This is a genomic window from Pseudomonas sp. Tof1, assembly GCF_055390395.1.
The window spans coordinates 6734778-6752362 of sequence record NZ_AP024344.1; the positions used below are offsets into that span (position 1 = coordinate 6734778).

Annotated in this window: 13 protein-coding genes and 4 pseudogenes; 10 read left to right on the forward strand and 7 right to left on the reverse strand. The window is 62.3% G+C overall.

From position 1 onward, the window contains the following. Positions 1-906 (forward strand): tyrosine recombinase XerC, encoded by a 906-nt coding sequence (gene xerC, locus ACZ5KU_RS30430; protein WP_464736649.1) that lies wholly within the window; start codon positions 1-3, stop codon positions 904-906. Continuing rightward, the gene (locus ACZ5KU_RS30435; protein WP_464736650.1) at positions 896-1606 is read left to right on the forward strand and encodes an HAD family hydrolase; all 711 of its coding nucleotides are present in this window, start codon (positions 896-898) and stop codon (positions 1604-1606) included. Before xerC ends, ACZ5KU_RS30435 begins: the two co-directional genes overlap by 11 nt. 85 nt (positions 1607-1691) lie before the next feature. Here the strand turns inward: ACZ5KU_RS30435 and sutA are convergent, their stop codons facing one another. From sutA to glnK, 4 genes and pseudogenes are all read right to left on the reverse strand, one after another. Beyond that, a complete protein-coding gene (sutA, locus tag ACZ5KU_RS30440) occupies positions 1692-2021 on the reverse strand; it encodes a transcriptional regulator SutA (RefSeq protein WP_017901763.1) in 330 nt (109 codons plus the stop codon). A 102-nt stretch (positions 2022-2123) separates the two neighbouring features. Continuing rightward, positions 2124-2548: pseudogene (locus ACZ5KU_RS30445) on the reverse strand (secondary thiamine-phosphate synthase enzyme YjbQ). A gap of 212 nt (positions 2549-2760) precedes the next feature. Next, positions 2761-4100, reverse strand: a pseudogene (locus ACZ5KU_RS30450) (ammonium transporter). Between the two features lie 35 nt (positions 4101-4135). Next, positions 4136-4474 (reverse strand): P-II family nitrogen regulator, encoded by a 339-nt coding sequence (gene glnK / locus ACZ5KU_RS30455; protein WP_002555808.1) that lies wholly within the window; start codon positions 4472-4474, stop codon positions 4136-4138. A 406-nt stretch (positions 4475-4880) separates the two neighbouring features. Here glnK and ACZ5KU_RS30460 point away from each other — a divergent pair, with 406 nt between their 5' ends. After that, a complete protein-coding gene (locus ACZ5KU_RS30460) occupies positions 4881-5141 on the forward strand; it encodes an accessory factor UbiK family protein (RefSeq protein WP_054059369.1) in 261 nt (86 codons plus the stop codon). A 57-nt stretch (positions 5142-5198) separates the two neighbouring features. Here the strand turns inward: ACZ5KU_RS30460 and ACZ5KU_RS30465 are convergent, their stop codons facing one another. After that, the gene (locus tag ACZ5KU_RS30465) at positions 5199-6839 is read right to left on the reverse strand and encodes a methyl-accepting chemotaxis protein (protein WP_054059370.1); all 1641 of its coding nucleotides are present in this window, start codon (positions 6837-6839) and stop codon (positions 5199-5201) included. Between the two features lie 474 nt (positions 6840-7313). Between ACZ5KU_RS30465 and ACZ5KU_RS30470 the strand changes: the two genes are divergently transcribed. The 5 genes and pseudogenes from ACZ5KU_RS30470 to ACZ5KU_RS30490 all read left to right on the forward strand — a co-directional run bounded on the left by ACZ5KU_RS30470 (position 7314) and on the right by ACZ5KU_RS30490 (position 13715). After that, positions 7314-8738 (forward strand): cytochrome c, encoded by a 1425-nt coding sequence (locus ACZ5KU_RS30470; protein WP_239688019.1) that lies wholly within the window; start codon positions 7314-7316, stop codon positions 8736-8738. 15 nt (positions 8739-8753) lie between these two features. Continuing rightward, positions 8754-9158 (forward strand): annotated as a pseudogene (locus ACZ5KU_RS30475) (sugar dehydrogenase complex small subunit); the annotation flags it as partial. 100 nt (positions 9159-9258) lie between these two features. Continuing rightward, a complete protein-coding gene (locus ACZ5KU_RS30480; protein WP_464736651.1) occupies positions 9259-10899 on the forward strand; it encodes a GMC family oxidoreductase in 1641 nt (546 codons plus the stop codon). A gap of 280 nt (positions 10900-11179) precedes the next feature. Further along, the gene (locus ACZ5KU_RS30485) at positions 11180-11824 is read left to right on the forward strand and encodes a hydrolase (RefSeq protein ID WP_054059374.1); all 645 of its coding nucleotides are present in this window, start codon (positions 11180-11182) and stop codon (positions 11822-11824) included. Between the two features lie 76 nt (positions 11825-11900). Beyond that, positions 11901-13715, forward strand: a complete 1815-nt coding sequence (locus ACZ5KU_RS30490; RefSeq protein ID WP_054063621.1) for a monovalent cation:proton antiporter-2 (CPA2) family protein — start codon at positions 11901-11903, stop codon at positions 13713-13715. Here the strand turns inward: ACZ5KU_RS30490 and ACZ5KU_RS30495 are convergent. Together ACZ5KU_RS30495 and ACZ5KU_RS30500 are read right to left on the reverse strand one after the other, a co-directional pair. After that, a complete protein-coding gene (locus ACZ5KU_RS30495; protein WP_054063622.1) occupies positions 13702-14736 on the reverse strand; it encodes a helix-turn-helix transcriptional regulator in 1035 nt (344 codons plus the stop codon). The genes ACZ5KU_RS30490 and ACZ5KU_RS30495 overlap by 14 nt on opposite strands. Before the next feature lie 7 nt (positions 14737-14743). Next, on the reverse strand, positions 14744-15766 hold the full coding sequence (locus ACZ5KU_RS30500) for an AraC family transcriptional regulator (protein ID WP_054061340.1): 1023 nt from the start codon (positions 15764-15766) through the stop codon (positions 14744-14746). A gap of 241 nt (positions 15767-16007) precedes the next feature. Between ACZ5KU_RS30500 and ACZ5KU_RS30505 the strand changes: the two genes are divergently transcribed. Both ACZ5KU_RS30505 and ACZ5KU_RS30510 read left to right on the forward strand, forming a co-directional pair. Continuing rightward, positions 16008-16799, forward strand: a complete 792-nt coding sequence (locus ACZ5KU_RS30505) for an EAL domain-containing protein (RefSeq protein ID WP_464736652.1) — start codon at positions 16008-16010, stop codon at positions 16797-16799. Positions 16800-16885: 86 nt separating this feature from the next. After that, positions 16886-17404 (forward strand): annotated as a pseudogene (locus tag ACZ5KU_RS30510) (MCP four helix bundle domain-containing protein); the annotation flags it as partial. Positions 17405-17585: the final 181 nt, after the last annotated feature.

The following is a 17585-nucleotide window of genomic DNA, read 5'->3' on the forward strand; positions in this document are numbered from 1 at the left end:
ATGGAACGACAGCTGGACGCCTACTGCGAGCACCTGCGCAGTGAGCGTCAGGTGTCGCCCCACACCCTCGAGGCCTATCGCCGCGACCTGAACAAGGTCCTGGCCTTCTGCGAGAAGGAACAGCTCGGCAGTTGGTCCGCCCTGGATATCCAGCGACTGCGCCGGCTGGTCGCCCGCCTGCATCAGCAGGGGCAGTCCTCGCGCAGCCTGGCGCGGCTGCTGTCGGCGGTACGCGGCCTGTACCAGTACCTCAATCGCGAAGGCCTCTGCGATCACGACCCGGCCACCGGCCTGGCACCGCCCAAGAGCGAACGCCGGCTGCCCAAGACCCTCGACACCGATCGCGCCCAGCAGTTGCTCGATGGCGCCGTGGAAGACGACTTCCTCGCCCATCGCGACCAGGCCATCCTCGAACTGTTCTACTCCTCGGGTCTGCGCCTGTCGGAACTGACCGGGCTCAATCTCGACCAGCTGGACCTCGCCGATGGCCTGGTGCAGGTCCACGGCAAGGGCAGCAAGACCCGCGTGCTGCCGGTCGGCCGCAAGGCTCGCGAAGCCCTGCAGGCGTGGCTGCCGCTGCGCGCCCTGAGCAATCCGGCGGACGATGCGGTGTTCGTCAGCCAGCAGGGCCGGCGCCTCGGCCCACGGGCCATCCAGTTGCGGGTCAAGGCCGCGGGCGAACGCGAACTGGGGCAGAACCTGCACCCGCACATGTTGCGCCATTCCTTTGCCAGCCACCTGCTGGAATCGTCCCAGGACCTGCGCGGCGTGCAGGAACTGCTTGGCCACTCGGACATCAAGACCACGCAGATCTACACCCACCTGGACTTCCAGCACCTGGCCACCGTCTATGACAGCGCCCACCCCGGGCCAAACGCAGCAAGGATTCCTCGCAATGACGATTGAGCTGGTCACCTTCGACCTCGACGACACCCTGTGGGATACCGCCCCGGTGATCCACAGTGCGGAAAACGTGCTGCGCGAGTGGCTGGCCAGCCATGCGCCGGACCTCGGCGGCATCCCGATCGAGCACCTGTGGGCCATCCGCGAACGCGTGCTGCTCCGGGAGCCGACACTCAAGCACCGGATCAGCGCCCTGCGCCGCCGAGTGTTGTTCCATGCCCTGGAGGAAGCCGGTTACCCCCAGGCGCAGGCGACGGTGCTGGCCGACGAGGCGTTCGAGGTGTTCATCCACGCGCGGCACCAGATCGACGTGTTCCCCGAGGTCGAGCCGACCCTGCAAGCCCTGGGCAGCAGCTTCGCCCTCGGCGTGGTCACCAATGGCAACGCCGACGTGCGTCGCCTGGGCCTGGCCGACTACTTCCGCTTTGCCCTGTGCGCCGAGGACATCGGTATCGCCAAGCCGGATGCACGGCTGTTCCACGAGGCCCTGGCGCGCGGCGGCAACATTGCCGCCAGCGCCGCGGTGCATATCGGTGACCATCCCGGCGACGACATCGCCGGGGCCCAGCAGGCGGGCCTGCGGGCGGTCTGGTACAACCCCGCGGGCAAGGCCTGGGAAGCCGAGCGCCGCCCGGATGCCGAGATTCGCAGCCTCACCGAACTGCCCGCCCTGCTGGCCGCTTGGAACACCACGACCCGATAGGCCCACGCAGAGGCGCCAGGCCCGAATCCCAGGCATGAAAAAGCCCGCAGCGACGGCGGGCTTTTCGACAAGCAGATAGCGCCACTCAGATAGGGCGGCTGCCGTACTTGTTATCCGGCTTCTTGGGCGGATCGGCGACCACATTGGCCTCCACTTCCTGCACCTTGCCGCCGCGCGCCAGGAATTCTTCCATGGCCCGCGCCAGAGCATCGCGCTCCTTGTTCTTGGTCTCGACGCTGGGCAGCTCATCGACCGATACCGCAGCCTTGGCCTTGCCCTTGGAGGTCGGAGCAGGAACGTCGCCGCCATCGTCGTCGGCAACGTCCACGTCTTCTGCAGACGCTTCCAGGCCTTCTTCGTTCTCGTCTTCGTCACCTACTTCGAGGTCATCGTTTTCCAGATCATCGTCGCTCATGTTCTACCTCATGACTTGCGAAAAGCAGATTAGTTATAGCCCAGCTATGCCGACTGTCGAAGGCTGCCGGAAAAAAATCAACATCCACTGGTGTCCAGCGGCTTATGCCCCATCACCCTGAAGGGTGGCAAGGACTTTACGGGCACCGCCATGATCGCGGTGCTCGCCAAGATAGACGCCTTGCCAGGTACCCAGCGCCAGCCGCCCCGCCGTTACCGGCAAAGTCAGCTGACAGCCTAGCAAACTGGCCTTGAAGTGCGCCGGCAAATCGTCCGCACCTTCGTCGTTGTGTTCATAGTCGAGGTCGCCTTGCGGGACCAGTCGATTGAAAAAACGCTCGAAGTCGCGACGAACCGCCGGATCGGCATTCTCGTTGATGGTCAACGAGGCCGAGGTATGCTGCAGCCACAAGTGCAACAGACCGACCCGACATGCCTTGAGTTCAGGCAGGCCCGCGAGCAACTCATCGGTCACCAAATGAAAACCCGGGGCTTGGCCCGCAAGGTGATCAGTGTCTGTTGCCACATACAGTTCTCCGCCCATCGGCGCGCATTCTAGCGCGCTCAGGAAAAAAGCAAAGCGCCTAATACGCCTGCCATGCTGTAAGCCATTGCCCCATGGGAACAGGGCCCGGTGTTTTGTCCGCAATGCCTCTGGATAAATCCTTTCAGGCCTTTTCGCATGGACAAAATCCGGACAAAAAAATGCCCGGCAAGCCGGGCATTTTTTTCCGAGGCGCTTAGAGGTTGTAGCCGCGCTCGTTGTGTTGTGCCAGGTCGAGACCGACCGATTCTTCCTCGTCGGTCACCCGCAGGCCCATCACTACATCCAGCACTTTCAGGATCACGTAAGTGACGATCGCGGTGTAGATGACGGTGAAGCCAACACCCTTGCACTGTACCCAGACCTGGGCGGCCACGTCGGTGGTCGCGGCGTTGAAGCCACCCATCGACGGAGCGGCGAACACACCGGTCAGGATCGCGCCGAGGATACCGCCGATGCCGTGCACGCCGAAGGCGTCCAGGGAATCGTCGTAACCGAGCTTGCGCTTGAGCGAAGTGGCGCAGAAGAAGCACACCACGCCAGCGGCCAGGCCGATGATCAGTGCACCCATCGGGCCGACGGTGCCGGCAGCCGGCGTAATGGCAACCAGGCCGGCAACCACGCCCGAGGCGATGCCCAGTGCGCTTGGCTTGCCGTGGGTCAGCCACTCGGCAAACATCCAGCCCAGCGCGGCAGCGGCGGTGGCGATCTGGGTCACCAGCATCGCCATGCCGGCGGTACCGTTGGCCGCGGCAGCGGAACCGGCGTTGAAGCCGAACCAGCCGACCCACAGCATGGCCGCGCCGATCAGGGTGTAGCCCAGGTTATGCGGGGCCATCGGAGTGGTTGGGTAGCCCTTGCGCTTGCCCAGCACCAGGCAGGCCACGAGACCGGCGATACCGGCGTTGATGTGCACCACGGTGCCACCAGCGAAGTCCAGCACGCCCCAGTCGCCGAGCAGCGAACCGGCGCCGCCCCAGACCATGTGCGCAATCGGCGCATAGACCAGAGTGAACCAGACGCCCATGAAGATCAGCATCGCGGAGAATTTCATGCGCTCGGCGAAGGCACCGACGATCAGCGCCGGAGTGATGATGGCGAAGGTCATCTGGAAGGTGACGAACACGGCCTCGGGGAACAACGCCGCCGGACCGGTGATGCTGGCAGGCGTGATACCGGCCAGGAACGCCTTGCTCATGCCGCCGAAGAAGGAATTGAAATTGACCACGCCGGCTTCCATCCCGGTGCTGTCGAACGCCAGACTGTAGCCGTAGATGAACCACAGGATGGTGATCAGGCCGGTGATGGCGAAGCACTGCATCATCACCGAAAGAATGTTTTTCGAACGCACCATGCCGCCATAGAACAGCGCCAGGCCGGAATGGTCATGAACAGCACGAGGGCTGTGGAGGTCAGCATCCAGCTGGTGTCACCGGCATTGAGCACGGGCGCGGGAGCAGGATCCGCCGCCATGGCCATGGCTGGCATTATTAGGGACAACAGGGCTCCTAGCCCTGCGAATTTACGCAGAGTCATATTGTTTTCTCCTGGGGCGTTGGGGTTTGGGCGGCTTAAATGGCGTCGGTATCGGTTTCGCCGGTACGGATGCGAATAGCCTGTTCCAGATTGACCACGAAGATCTTGCCGTCACCGATCTTGCCGGTGTTGGCGGCCTTGGTTATCGCCTCGATAACCCGATCGAGATCCTTGTCGTCGATGGCGACATCGATCTTCACCTTGGGCAGGAAGTCGACCACGTATTCCGCGCCGCGATACAGCTCGGTGTGGCCTTTCTGCCGACCGAAGCCCTTGACCTCAGTGACGGTAATGCCCTGCACGCCGATCTCGGACAACGACTCGCGCACATCGTCCAGTTTGAACGGCTTGATGATGGCAGTGACTAGCTTCATGAAACTCTCTCCCGAATTGGTGGACTTGCCCCAGGAAAACAAACCCGACTCAAGTCTAAGCGCAGTGCCTGGCTTTGTAACGCGCCGTCAGCCCTGATCAGCCCGTCGACGTCAGCCAACCGTTGCCGATTGGCCGAGCCCGCCGCACTGCCTGGTCACAGCGACTGCATCAGTGCATGGGTCATGAGTGTCTAAGCAGAAACCTTGCCATCTCTGCAAAACCCATGATTTTCAAGCTCTTGCCCCTCATGGCCAGGGAAAAGCCGCGCCACGCCCCAATGGCACGCACAACAACGGTGCGCGGGCGCCCGGCGGCCTGCGCAAAAAGCGTGCACCGCCGCCCACGAAAATCACTATAGACACTGCGTGGTACACTGGGCCGACCCTGTATCCGGAAATCCACATCATGCTCGCGCCCAAAGACTTCCTCGACGCCCTGAGCGGTCAAGCCTCCCGCCTGTTCAGTGGCGAAAGCCCGTTGCCGCGCAACGAAATCGAAAGCCAGTTCAAGGCCCTGCTGCAGAGCGGCTTCAGCAAGCTGGACCTGGTCAGCCGGGAAGAATTCGATAGCCAGATGGTGGTCCTGGCCCGCACCCGTGCGCGCCTGGAAAGCCTGGAGGCGAAGGTCGCCGAACTGGAAGCACGGCTGGCGCCCACCCAGGAATGAAGCACCCGGCGCCGTTATGGCGCCAGGCGACAAACCGGGCCGGACGGCCCAGTGGAATCAGAGCCGGAAACGGCTGACCAGCGAGTTGAAGGACAGCGCCAGGTTCGACAGTTCCTGGCTCGACGCGTTGGTCTGATTCGCCCCGGCGGCAGTCTGGGTCGAAAGATCCTGGATGTTCACCAGGTTGCGATCCACCTCGCGAGCCACATGGGCCTGCTCCTCGGACGCGGTGGCGATCACCAGGTTGCGGTCGTTGATCTGCGCGATGCCGTCGGCAATCTGTTCCAGCGCCTCACCGGTGGCCCGCGCCAGATCCTGGGTCTCGGTGACCAGCGCCTGGCTCTTGCCCATGGCCTCGACCGCGCTGTCGGCCCGGTCCTGTACCGCATGAATCATGGCCTCGATCTCGCCGGTGGACGCCTGGGTCCGCGCCGCCAGGGCCCGTACCTCATCGGCGACCACGGCAAAGCCGCGGCCCTGCTCACCGGCGCGGGCCGCCTCGATGGCCGCGTTGAGCGCCAGCAGGTTGGTCTGCTCGGCGATACCACGAATCACGTCCAGCACCTGGCCTATATCGCGCACCTGCACCGCCAGGTCCTTCACCAGGCCGGTGGACGAGGTGATTTCCCGGGTCGCGTTGTTGATCGCCTGCACCGCGCTGCGGGCCTGGTCGCGCCCGCTGCTGGCCTGCGAACTGGTCGACTGCGAAGCCTGTGAAGTCGACACGGCATTACGCGCCACTTCCTCGACCGCCGAGGTCATTTCCGTGACGGCGGTGGCGGCCTGTTGGATTTCGTCATTCTGGCGGGTCAGCGCCCGGCTGCCGTCATCGGTGACCGCCGTCAGTTCCTCGGCGGCGGACGCCAGTTGGTCGGCGGCGCTGGCGATCTGCTGGATGGTGTTCTTCAGGCTGTCCTGCATGTCGCCCAGGGCCTTGAGCAACTGGCCGGCCTCGTCGCGGCCGTGGCTGCTGATGCGCTGGGTCAGGTCGCCCTCCGCGATGCGCTGGGCACAGTCGACCGCAGTGGCGATCGGCCGGCTGATCAGGCGGCTGATGAAAAAGCCCAGCAGCACGGCCGCGATGAAGGCGATGCCGATACCGCTGTACAGCACCGCCCTGGCCGTCGCCTCCTGGGCTGCCGCCGCCTTGGCGTCCTCGCTGATCTGGCGATCGTTGGAGTCGATCATGATGGTCAACTGGTCCATGACCTTGCGGTAGGCCTTCTGCAGGTCACCCAGCAGCAAGACGCGGCCGTTCTCCAGGTCGCCCGCCGCCATCATCGCCACATAGCGCTGCACCAGCGCCTGGTAGATCGGCCAGTCGCGCGCCATCTGGTCACCGGCAATGCGCTCGTCCTCGGCCAGCGGCCCCTTGCGGTAGGCGGCGAACGCCTGCTCGCTGGCCAACTGGTTGGCTTTCATCGAGGCCAGGAACTCATCCTTGACGCTCTGCGGGGCATTGCCCGCGGTGGCGACATACAGCCGGTACATGTCACGGGTCTGGCCGACCGCCTTGGTCTTGGTCTGCGAGGTGTTGGCGACCGAAACCAGGTTGTTGCTGAACACCGCCTGCAGGCGCGCCGACAGTGCGGAAACGCCACTGATGCCAAGCATGCCCACGGCGAGCGTGATCAGCGCGCACAGGAAAAAGGAGGAGATCAGTTTGGTCGAAAGCTTTGCATCGTTGAGCCAGTTCATCGGTGGATCCTTGTGGGCGCCGGTAGAGCGTCCCTGTTCATGTGTGCATTTCCCTGCCCCCGCGTACAACCGGGTGACGGGCCTGTGTGGGGATGCCTTCGCTGCTCGAGTCCGCCCGACAACAACACGGACACGCCTGGCGCATGGCAAGGTCATTCAGCCAACGACGTCGTACCACAGCACAAACGCACAAGCCGAACACCTGTTTTTCCCGCAAGCTTGATGGGATCACTTCCTTCTCGCCCCCCGCGTCGCGCGCACGACACGGCAGGCCGCCTACCTTCTGAAACATGCATTCCAGAGCCATTTACTGAAACAAATACGTGATGGCTTTTTGCCATTATCGTTGTTAAATGTTACAGCATGTGAAATATTAATCGCAAACATACGATGTCGTACGACACCAGTTGTTCGGTCACGAAAATGACACGAACCGGGCGTCACGCGCGCAAGTCAAACCGTGAGGAGTTACACATGCATCCGCAAAGGATGGGTCGGCTGTTGCCTGGCGTTCAGAAGGCAAGACCCATAAGCAATACCCTGGCCGGGTGGCTGGCCCTGATGGCCGTCAGCCTGGGGGCCCACGCCGAGGCGCTCGATACCAACGCATCGGCGGGCAAGCGCCTGGCTGTGGCCGCCGACTGCGTGGCCTGCCACACCAGTGCCGGTGGCAAGGCGTTCGCTGGCGGCTATCCGCTGAACTCGCCCATGGGCGTGATCTACTCGACCAATATCACCCCGTCCAAAAGCGCCGGGATCGGCAACTACAGCGAGGCGGACTTCGCCCGCGCCGTACGCGACGGCGTGACGCCGGACGGTACCCACCTGTACCCGGCGATGCCGTACACCTCCTACGCGAAGATGACCGACAGCGACGTCGCCGCGCTCTACCAGTACTTCATGCATGAAGTGAAACCGGTGGATGCCCCAAGCCCCAAGACCCAGCTGGACTTCCCGTTCAACATCCGCGCCTCGATGATCGGCTGGAACGCCCTGTTCCACAGTGACAAACGCTTCACCCCGGATCCGGCCAAGTTGGCCCAGGTCAACCGCGGCGACTACCTGGTCAACGCCCTGGCCCACTGCGACACCTGCCACACACCGCGCAACGTGCTGATGGCCGCCAACAACGACAAGGCGCTGTCCGGCGGCTCGCTGGGCGCCTGGTTCGCGCCGAACATCACCTCGGACAAGACCAGCGGCATCGGCGCCTGGTCGAGCGACGAAATCGTCGCCTACCTGCGCACCGGCCACGTCGAGGGCAAGGCCCAGGCCGCCGGGCCGATGGCCGAGGCGGTCGAACACAGCCTGCAATACCTGGGCGATGACGACCTCAAGGCCATCGCCGCCTACCTGCTTCAGACCACTCCGGTCGACGGCGGCGAGCGCCAGGCCCGCCACACCTTCGGCCAGGCTTCCAGCGATGAGTTGACCCTGCGCGGCGGCAAACCGCAGGACAACCCGGGCTGGCACATCTTCAGCGGCACCTGCGCCAACTGCCACCAGGCCAACGGCCAGGGCAACCGCGAGTACCCGTCACTGTTCCACAACACCGCCACCAGCCGTGCCGACAACCTGATCGCGACCATCGTCCATGGCGTGCACCGCAAGGTCGACGGCGTCGCCATCGACATGCCGGGCTTCGGTCCCAATGCGTTCTACACCGACCGCCTCAGCGACCAGGAAATCGCCGATGTCAGCAACTACGTGCTGACCCACTACGGCAACCCGGAAAAAACCGTGACCGCCGCCGACGTGGCGCGCGTGCGCGAAGGCGGCCCCAAGGCGCCACTCGCCGTCCTGGCGCAGTACAGCGTGCCGGGCCTGATCATTCTCGGCCTGCTGGTCATCCTGGCGTTGTTCAGGTTCAAGGCTCGTCGTCGGCGCCTGGAGGCCTGAACCATGGAAACTTCGATGACTGACAAGCACACCCTCTCCCGCCGCAGCCTGCTGCGCGGTTCGGTGACCCTGGGCCTGGCCGCCCTGGTCGGCAGCCTCGCGCCGTGGCAATCGGTACTGGCGGCGGACGATCAGGACTTCATCGCCCTGTCGCAGTTCCTCGTCAGCCGCCCGGTCAACCCGGTGCTGGCGGCGCGTTACTACCGCGCGCTGAGCAAGCGTGCGCCGAACTTCGCCGGAAACGTCGGCGCCCTGCGCCAACTGATCGCCACGCAAGGCTTCAAGCACGTGGATGAATACCTGGCCCAGCCCAACCCGGATGCGTCGCTGAAGGCGACCGCCACCAGCATCATCTCCGCCTGGTACCTGGGCATCGTCGGCGAGCTGGCCGACGCCGAACTGGTCAGCTACTCCGAGGCGCTGATGTACGCCCCGACCCACGGCATCCTCGCCATTCCCACCTACGGCGGTGGCCCGACTCCTGGGGCAACAAGCCAACCGATAGACAGGAAACCCAACTATGAGCAGTGCTGCGTACGACGCCGACGTGATCGTCATCGGCTCCGGCGTGATGGGCGGCCTGATCGCCGCCGAGATGGCCAAGGCCAACAAGTCCGTGATCGTCCTCGAGGCCGGCCCTCGGGTGAACCGCCGCGACATCGTCGAAACCTTCCGCAACACCCCGGTCAAGCTGTCGCTGGCCAACGCCAAGCTGCAAGGCGCCGGCTCGCCGTACCCGAGCCTGCCGCACGCGCCCTCCACCTATGGCGACTACCTGCAGCAGGTCGGCCCGGTAAAATACAACACCTCGTACCTGCGCGTGGTCGGCGGTACCACCTGGCACTTCGGCTCATCGCTGTGGCGCATGCTGCCCAACGATTTCCGCCTCAACAGCCTGTACGGGCGCGGGCGTGACTGGCCGATCAGCTACGACGAACTGGAACCCTTCTACGCCCGCGCCGAAACCGAGCTGGGCGTGTCCGGCGTCGACGGCCAGGACGAAAGCGGCCAGGGCGGCGCGGCCTTCCCGCCACGCTCCATCCCCTACCCGATGGCGGGCCTGAAGCCGAGCTACATGTTCAAGCGCCTGTCGACGATGCTGAGCAAGGGCGGCTACAACCCGATCCTCGAACCCAACGGCCGTGCTACCCGCCCCTACGGCAAGCGGCCGCCATGCGCCGGCAACAACAACTGCAACCCGGTCTGCCCGATTGCCGCCAAGTACGATGGTTCCATGCACATCGACGAAGCCGAGCGCCATGGCGCCAAGCTGCTGGACAACTCGGTGGTGTACAAGATCGAGGCTGGCGACGACGGCAAGATCAGCGCGATCTGGTACATGCGCCCGGACAAAACCCAGCACCGCCTGACCGCCCGCTACTTCGTGCTGGCGGCCTACGGCATCGAATCGCCGAAGCTGCTGCTGATGTCCACCTCGGAGAAGTACCCGAACGGCATCGCCAACTCGTCCGATCAGGTCGGTCGCAACCTGATGGACCACACCGGCATCAGCATGAACGTGATGACCAAGGAAGACATGTGGCCCGGCGAAGGCCCGACCCAGTTGCTGGTGTACCTCAACAGCCGCGACGGCGGGTTCCGCAAGGATTACCCGAGCTACAAGATCAAGGTGCGCAACACGGTGCCCACCTCGCAGATCACCAGCAACCTGATCGCCAAGGGCGTGCTCGGCTCGAAACTCGACGAGCAGATCCGCCTGCAATCGGCGCGCTCGCTGAACTGGGCGGTGGACTTCGAGACCCTGCCGCTGCCGGAAAACCGCGTGACGCCGAGCAAGACCAAGTTCGACGCCATCGGCCTGCCGGTGCCGGAGATCTACTACAGCGTCCCGGACTACTGGCACGCCGGCAAGGAAAAGGCCCTGGAGGACTTCAAGCAGTTCGCCAAGCTGCTCGACGCCGACATCCTCAGCACCGACGTGGGCTTCCAGAACCGCCAGCACATCATGGGCACCACCATCATGGGCGACGATCCGAAGAACTCGGTGGTCGACCGTGACTGTCGCGCCCATGACCACGCCAACCTGTTCATCGCCGGCACCAGCGTGATGCCGTCGTCGTCCTGCGTGAACCCCACGCTGACCGGCGCCGCATTGAGCATCCGTATTGCCGATCAACTGCTCAAGGACTTCCAGGCGTAACGCCGGATCCCGCAGCAGCCGACGTGACAGGCCGCCCTGGCCTGTCACGTCCTCCCTCTCCCGACTCCCCTCTCGCAAAGGCCCAGCCAGGCTGGTTCAGCAGTCATTCGAGCCTTGAAAATATTGTCCCCATTTTAGAATCAATCATTCTCATTTCTGCCTAATTGTCTCGATCATGGATCACCCCTAAAGTACACCCATACCGCAGCCACTGAGCAAAACGCCAGGCCGGTGCCGAATTCGCTTCACCCACTTTATCGACTCAAAAAGGAACTCAATCATGTCCAACCGCGAACTGCTGAACCCAACCAACTCCGCCCTGATCCTGATCGACCACCAGCCACAAATGGCCTTCGGCGTGCAATCGATCGACCGTCAAACGCTGAAGAACAACACCGTAGGCCTGGCCAAGGCGGCGAAGATCTTCAACGTGCCGACGATCTACACCTCGGTGGAAACCGAAAGCTTCAGCGGCTACATCTGGCCGGAGCTGCTGGGCGTGAACCCGGGCGCCCAGCCGATCGAGCGCAGCTCGATGAACTCCTGGGAAGACAGGAAGCTGGTGGAAGCAGTGAAAGCCACCGGCCGCAAGAAACTGATCATGGCCGCCCTGTGGACCGAGGTCTGCCTGACATTCCCGGCCCTGGAAGCCATGGCCGAAGGCTACGAGGTGTACATCGTCACCGACGCTTCCGGCGGCACCACCCAGGAAGCCCATGACATGGCCGTGCAGCGGATGATTCAGGCCGGCGCGATTCCGGTGACCTGGCAGCAGGTGCTGCTCGAATACCAACGCGACTGGGCCCACAAGGACACTTACAATGCCGTGATGGATCTGGTGCGCGAGCACAGCGGCGCCTACGGCATGGGCGTCGACTACGCCTACACCATGGTGCACAAGGCCCCACAACGCACCCTGGGCTGATCCCTGCGAACACAGGCCCGCCAGGCTGCACTGCTGGCGGGCTTCCACTGTCTCACTGAAGAAAGGGAATTCTCCCATGCCCCATGAAGGCAGCCTGTTGCAGGCCTCGGTCATTTTCCTGATGGCCGCCGTCATCATCGTCCCCCTGGCCAAGCGCCTCCAGCTCGGTGCCGTGCTCGGCTACCTGCTGGCCGGCGTGCTGATCGGCCCGCAAGTGCTGAAGCTGATGGGCAATGCTGAACACGTCGCGCATTTCTCCGAGATGGGCGTGGTGTTCCTGCTGTTCATCATCGGCCTGGAACTGTCGCCCAAGCGTCTCTGGCTGATGCGCAAGGCGGTGTTCGGCGTCGGCCTGGCCCAGGTGCTGCTGACCGGCCTGGTGATCGGTACCGTGGCCATGGCCGCCTTCGGCCAGAGCCTGCAGGCGGCAGTCGTGCTCGGCCTGGGCCTGGCCCTGTCGTCGACCGCGCTGGGCCTGCAAAGCCTGGCCGAGAGCCGCCAGTTGAACAGCCCCCACGGCCGACTCGCCTTCGCCATCCTGCTGTTCCAGGACATCGCCGCCATCCCGCTGATCGCCCTGGTGCCGCTGCTGGCGGTCACCGGCGTGCAGGAAACCGGCGAAAGCGGCCTGGTCCATGGCCTCAAGGTCCTCGGCAGCATCGCCGTGGTGGTGGTCGGTGGCCGCTACCTGCTGCGTCCGCTGTTCCGCGCCGTGGCCCGCACCGGCCTGCCGGAAGTCGCCACCGCCACCGCACTGCTGGTGGTGATCGGCACCGCCTGGCTGATGGAACTGGCCGGCGTGTCGATGGCCCTCGGGGCGTTCCTCGCCGGCCTGCTGCTGGCCGACTCGGAATACCGCCACGAACTGGAATCGCAGATCGAGCCGTTCAAGGGCCTGCTGCTGGGCCTGTTCTTCATGAGCGTGGGCATGGGCGCGAACCTGCCGCTGCTGTTCGAAAACCCTGGCCTGATCGTCGGCCTGACGTTGCTGCTGATCGTCATCAAGCTGCCGCTGCTGATGTTCGTCGGACGCATGGCCGGTGGCCTGTCGCGCATCGCCGCCCTGCGCCTGGGCATGGTGCTGGCCGCGGGCGGCGAGTTCGCCTTCGTGGTGTTCAAGCTCGGCCAGAACCTCGGCCTGTTCGACACCCGTACCTACGACACCCTGATCATGACCATCACCCTGTCGATGGCCGTCACTCCCCTGCTGCTGATGGCCTGCGCCCGCTTCATCAAGGCCCCGCCACAGCAGGCCCGGGAAGTGCCGGAAGAACTGCGCAAGATCAAGAGCGACGGCCCGCGGGTGGTCATCGCCGGCATGGGCCGCGTCGGCCAGGTCGTCGCACGCATCCTGCATGCCCAGGGCATCCCGTTCATTGGCCTGGACACCTCGGTCGATACCATCGAGATGACCCGCAACTTCGAGCACGTGCCGGTGTTCTACGGCGACCCGCTGCGCCCGGAAATCCTCAGCGCCGCCAAGGTCGGTGAGGCCGAGTATTTCATCGTCGCGCTGGACGACCCGGAGAAGGCGGTGAAGGCCGCAGAAACCGTGCAGCGCCTGTATCCGCAGGTCAAGGTCCTGGCCCGCGCGCGCAACCGCCAGCACGTGCATCAACTGCTCGATGCCGGTGCCGAGCCGGTACGCGAAACCTACTACTCCAGCCTGGAAATGACCCGCCGTGCCCTGGAAGGCCTGGGCCTTGGCTCAGCTCAGGCGGAACGCCGCATCCGGCAGTTCATGACCCACGACGAAGAGACCCTGGCGGCCCAGCACCTAGTACGTGGCGACCGCTCGAAGGTCATGCAGACCGCCCAGGAAGCGCGGGTGGAACTGGCGCGCTTGTTTGCCAGCGATACGGATGAGGCAGAGCAGATCAAAGGGAACTGACCGTTTCAGCCCGGGGCGAACGTGCCCGGGCTGCTTTCAGGCGATAGACGCCGGGAGAGCAGCCGAACCACCGATTGCAGGCGCGATAGAAGCTGCTGATCTCAGTGAATCCCAAACTCTGCGCAATCGTCGCCGGGCCCTGACCCGTCGCGCCGATCAAGTGGCTGGCCAGTTGGAAGCGGCACTCGTCCAGAAGCTGGCGAAAGCCGGTCAACTCATCATCCAGCCGGTTGCGCAGCATTCGTGGGGTCAGGTTCAGGGCACTCGCGATACTCTCCAGAGAAACGACAATGCCCTTTGCCAAGCCCACGACGATATGGTTCTTCACCACCGACGACATCTTCACCGGCGTGTTCTGAAGCTCGGCGTTGAGCAGGCGCTCATAATGCAGTTTCAGCTCGAGGGAGGCAGTCGGCAACCTCTGGTGCCAGTCCCTGGCGGAGAAGGTGATCTTGTTGACCAGATTGGAAAACCGCAGATTCCTGCCGAAAAGAGCCTCCAGCTCATGGCGGTCGGACGGCGCGTCATAACTCACGGCTGTCGCGACCGGCACGACCCTTTGCAAGGGGAGCAGCCAGTGGACGATGCCCAGGATGGTGGCCAGATAGCAATCGATGTAGGACCTGCAGAGCCCCAGCAACTCCAACCTCAGGAAAACGACGCTATAGGACTCGGATTCCTCCAGGATAAGCAGCGGCACTCCATCCGATAACAATGACGAATACTGCGAGAGACTCGTCAGGGCTTCGCCCAATGTGGCACTGCACATCACCGGGTAGAGCTGAGACTGGAGCTGGCCTGGATGGAACAGCTCATGGCAGCCCAGACCGATATCGGGGCTATTCGAGTCGCGCTGAAGAATATCCACGAAGTTCGAAATATCTTCTATCCGTACCCGATGCCCAGCTGCTGCCCTCTCGCTCAGAGAAGCATGCAGGTCGTCGACCCGATGAGAGCTGGAGTGCGCCAGCTCCTTCAGTCTCAGTACCACTTGGGCGCAGGTGGGGGCGATTGTCGGCATGGATAATTCAGTCAGCCTGCAGGTTCCTGGAGTTTGTTGCCCTGAGCTGGCCGGGAGATGAGCCGAACCAACGCCGACAGGCCTTGTGCAGGCTGCTCGGCTGGCAAAATCCGAGTATCGAGGAGATTTCCTTCAGGCTCAATGTGGAGATGGACAACAGATTACCGGCAATTTCCTTTCTCAGATTTTCCTGTAACTCGGAGAAGGTCACCCCTTCGCGCTCCAGGGACTTTTGCAGCGTTCGTGCACTCACGCGCAGGCCGAGCGCCACCGCCTGAAGCGAGGGCAGTCTTCCCTCGGCAACCCCTGCGGAAAACACTGAACGAACCTTCTCGACCAACGAACCGTTGATCTGCTCTTCCAGCAGCGCATCCGCATATCGGCAATGAATATCTTCAAAGACAGGGTTCCCGGTAAACACCGGAGCCTTCTTTATATCCTGACTGAACGACAAGCCAAGATGCGCGGCCTCGAAATGCAGGCAGTCACCAAACAGGCGCTCAAGACTTGTCGTATCGACAGGTCTTGGATAAGGCAACTCCACCAGACTCGGCTGGACTTCAAGTGGATGAGCGAGCCAATGAACCAGCCCGAGAATACCAGAGGCGGCGGCATCGATGATGTACCGGGGAACCTGGGAACCGGACGAACCCTTGGGACGCGCGGTAATGGCAAGCTTTTCGAATCGTTCATCCAGGCTGATGAATGATGCATCCGTGATCAGCGGATAGTATTTCACCAGACGCTCCAGCGCGACGCCAATCGTGGGGCTGGACATCACCGAGTAACCTGGAACGCCAAGGAAATACGGCTTGGCGTATTGATAGGCGACAAGACCGATATCGATGTCCCCTGTGCACTCGTAGGCCTCGTCAAGGAAACGATAGACCCGGGAAAAATCCATTTTGTTCTGCTCGAGCAACTCGGAAAGTCTTGATTTATATAAATCAGAAAACTCTTTTATCCTGGGAGTTCTCTTCGAGGTCGCCTGGGTAATCTCAGTAGATTCACTCGCTGCAATTTCAGACATTGCTCACCCTGGGGATCTTTTATCGACCACGTACCGCCTGAGCCCAAACTACCGAGGGTGACTTGCGCGAGCGGACATAATAAAAGGATCTCAAGACACTAGGCAAGGTAATGCACCGGTGTGATCATTGCCCGAATGATAGCTTATAGCCATCTCCCACCATTCCCAGCGGTGTCGTGCCCATCAAGTACACAGATGTCTGTTACCGGCGGAGGTAATGCCAGTGGTCTCTCACACAGACATGAATTCCGACCTGGAGTTCTGTAGCGTCTCGTCCGAAGAAACGCCGGACTTTGTTCACTGGTTCTACGACGAACTCGCCCAGGGCCGTTTTTTCCTCGCGTTCCAACCGATCATGTCGGTCGAGTCGAATACCAATCTGTACTACGAAGGGTTGCTGAGGCACTGCGCTGGCCCCCTGAAGCTCGACCCGTTTCCAGTCCTGGAAGAAAGGAAGTGCATAAGGGCCCTCGATCATTGTGTGGTGTCGAGTGTGCTCGACATGTTGCGCCGTTATCCAGACATACGCCTGGGCTGCAATATATCTGCGCAAAGTGCGGCGCTGGACGAAAAGTGGCGCAGCATCATCTTGCAACTCAAGGCCGAGCCCGGACTTGCTGAAAGACTCGTTATTGAAATAACGGAAAGCGCTTCGTCAAATCACGACGCTGCAGCCGAGTTTGTCATTCGCATGCGAAGTTTGGGCTGCCTGCTGGCAGTGGACGACTTTGGTTCCGGCTTCAGCACTCTTGAGTTCATCCGTACGGCATCACCGGACATTATCAAGATCGACAAGGGTTACTTGCAGCGCGCCCGAACTTGCGAAGTAGCGGGTGATGCATTCAGGCATTTGGTGGGACTGTGCAAGACATTGGCGCCCCATGTGATTGCCGAAGGTGTGGAGTTCGATCGTGATACCGAGCGCCTGGTGAGCTGCGCGGCGACGTGGATGCAGGGATTTCTGGTTGGCAGGCCCCAGCGTTTTTTGCCGGGAATACCCAGAGAGTGTGTCATCGAAGATTATCCGAATTGATGTAACGCCCGGCAGGACATCCTGATGATCTCGTCACTATCCGATTTTTGACCATTGAATCGAGGTAATACATGTTGCTGCGAAAAATGAAAATCGCCAATCGGGTCCTTCTGTGCTTCTGCTCGATTGTCCTGATTGTCCTGATCCTGGGTATTTTCGGCCTGATGCAGATCGCCAAGGTGAGGGAAGAAGGGCAGAAAATCGAGAACGACTCCCTGCCCGGTATTGCACTGGGTGACGACATAGCACTGGCCTTCTCGAATACCAGGACCGACGTGGTCCGCTTGTTGTCGGTAGGCCAGGCAAAACTGCCCGAAGCTTATGCCAAGGTTCTGGAAAAGCAGAAACTGTTCAATACGGCAGTCGACCTGTACCGCCCGCTCATCAGTACCGGAGAGGAAAAATCAGCGGTCGACAGCATTGTTGCGCTATTTGCCACGTACAACGCAGACACGGAAGTGGGCTATAAGCTGTTGAAGGACGGCAGGCACGAAGAGGCCCAGGAAGTCATCATAGGCAAAATGGTGGCGACCGCCGAGCAGATCAAGGCACAGCTTAAGAAACTTGAAAAGATAAACGACGACTCCAAGGCGCAAGCGTCCGCTGCGGCTGAAGCCGCCTACAGCAGTGCCCGGTGGGTGATCGGCAGCGTCCTGGTCATGTCGCTCCTGTATACGCTGATGCTCGCGTGGCGCCTGATCGTCAGCCTGGCAGGCCCCATTGGCCAGGCCCTGGGCAGTTCGGAAAAAATCGCCTCCGGCGACCTGCGAAAATTCGCCGCGGACA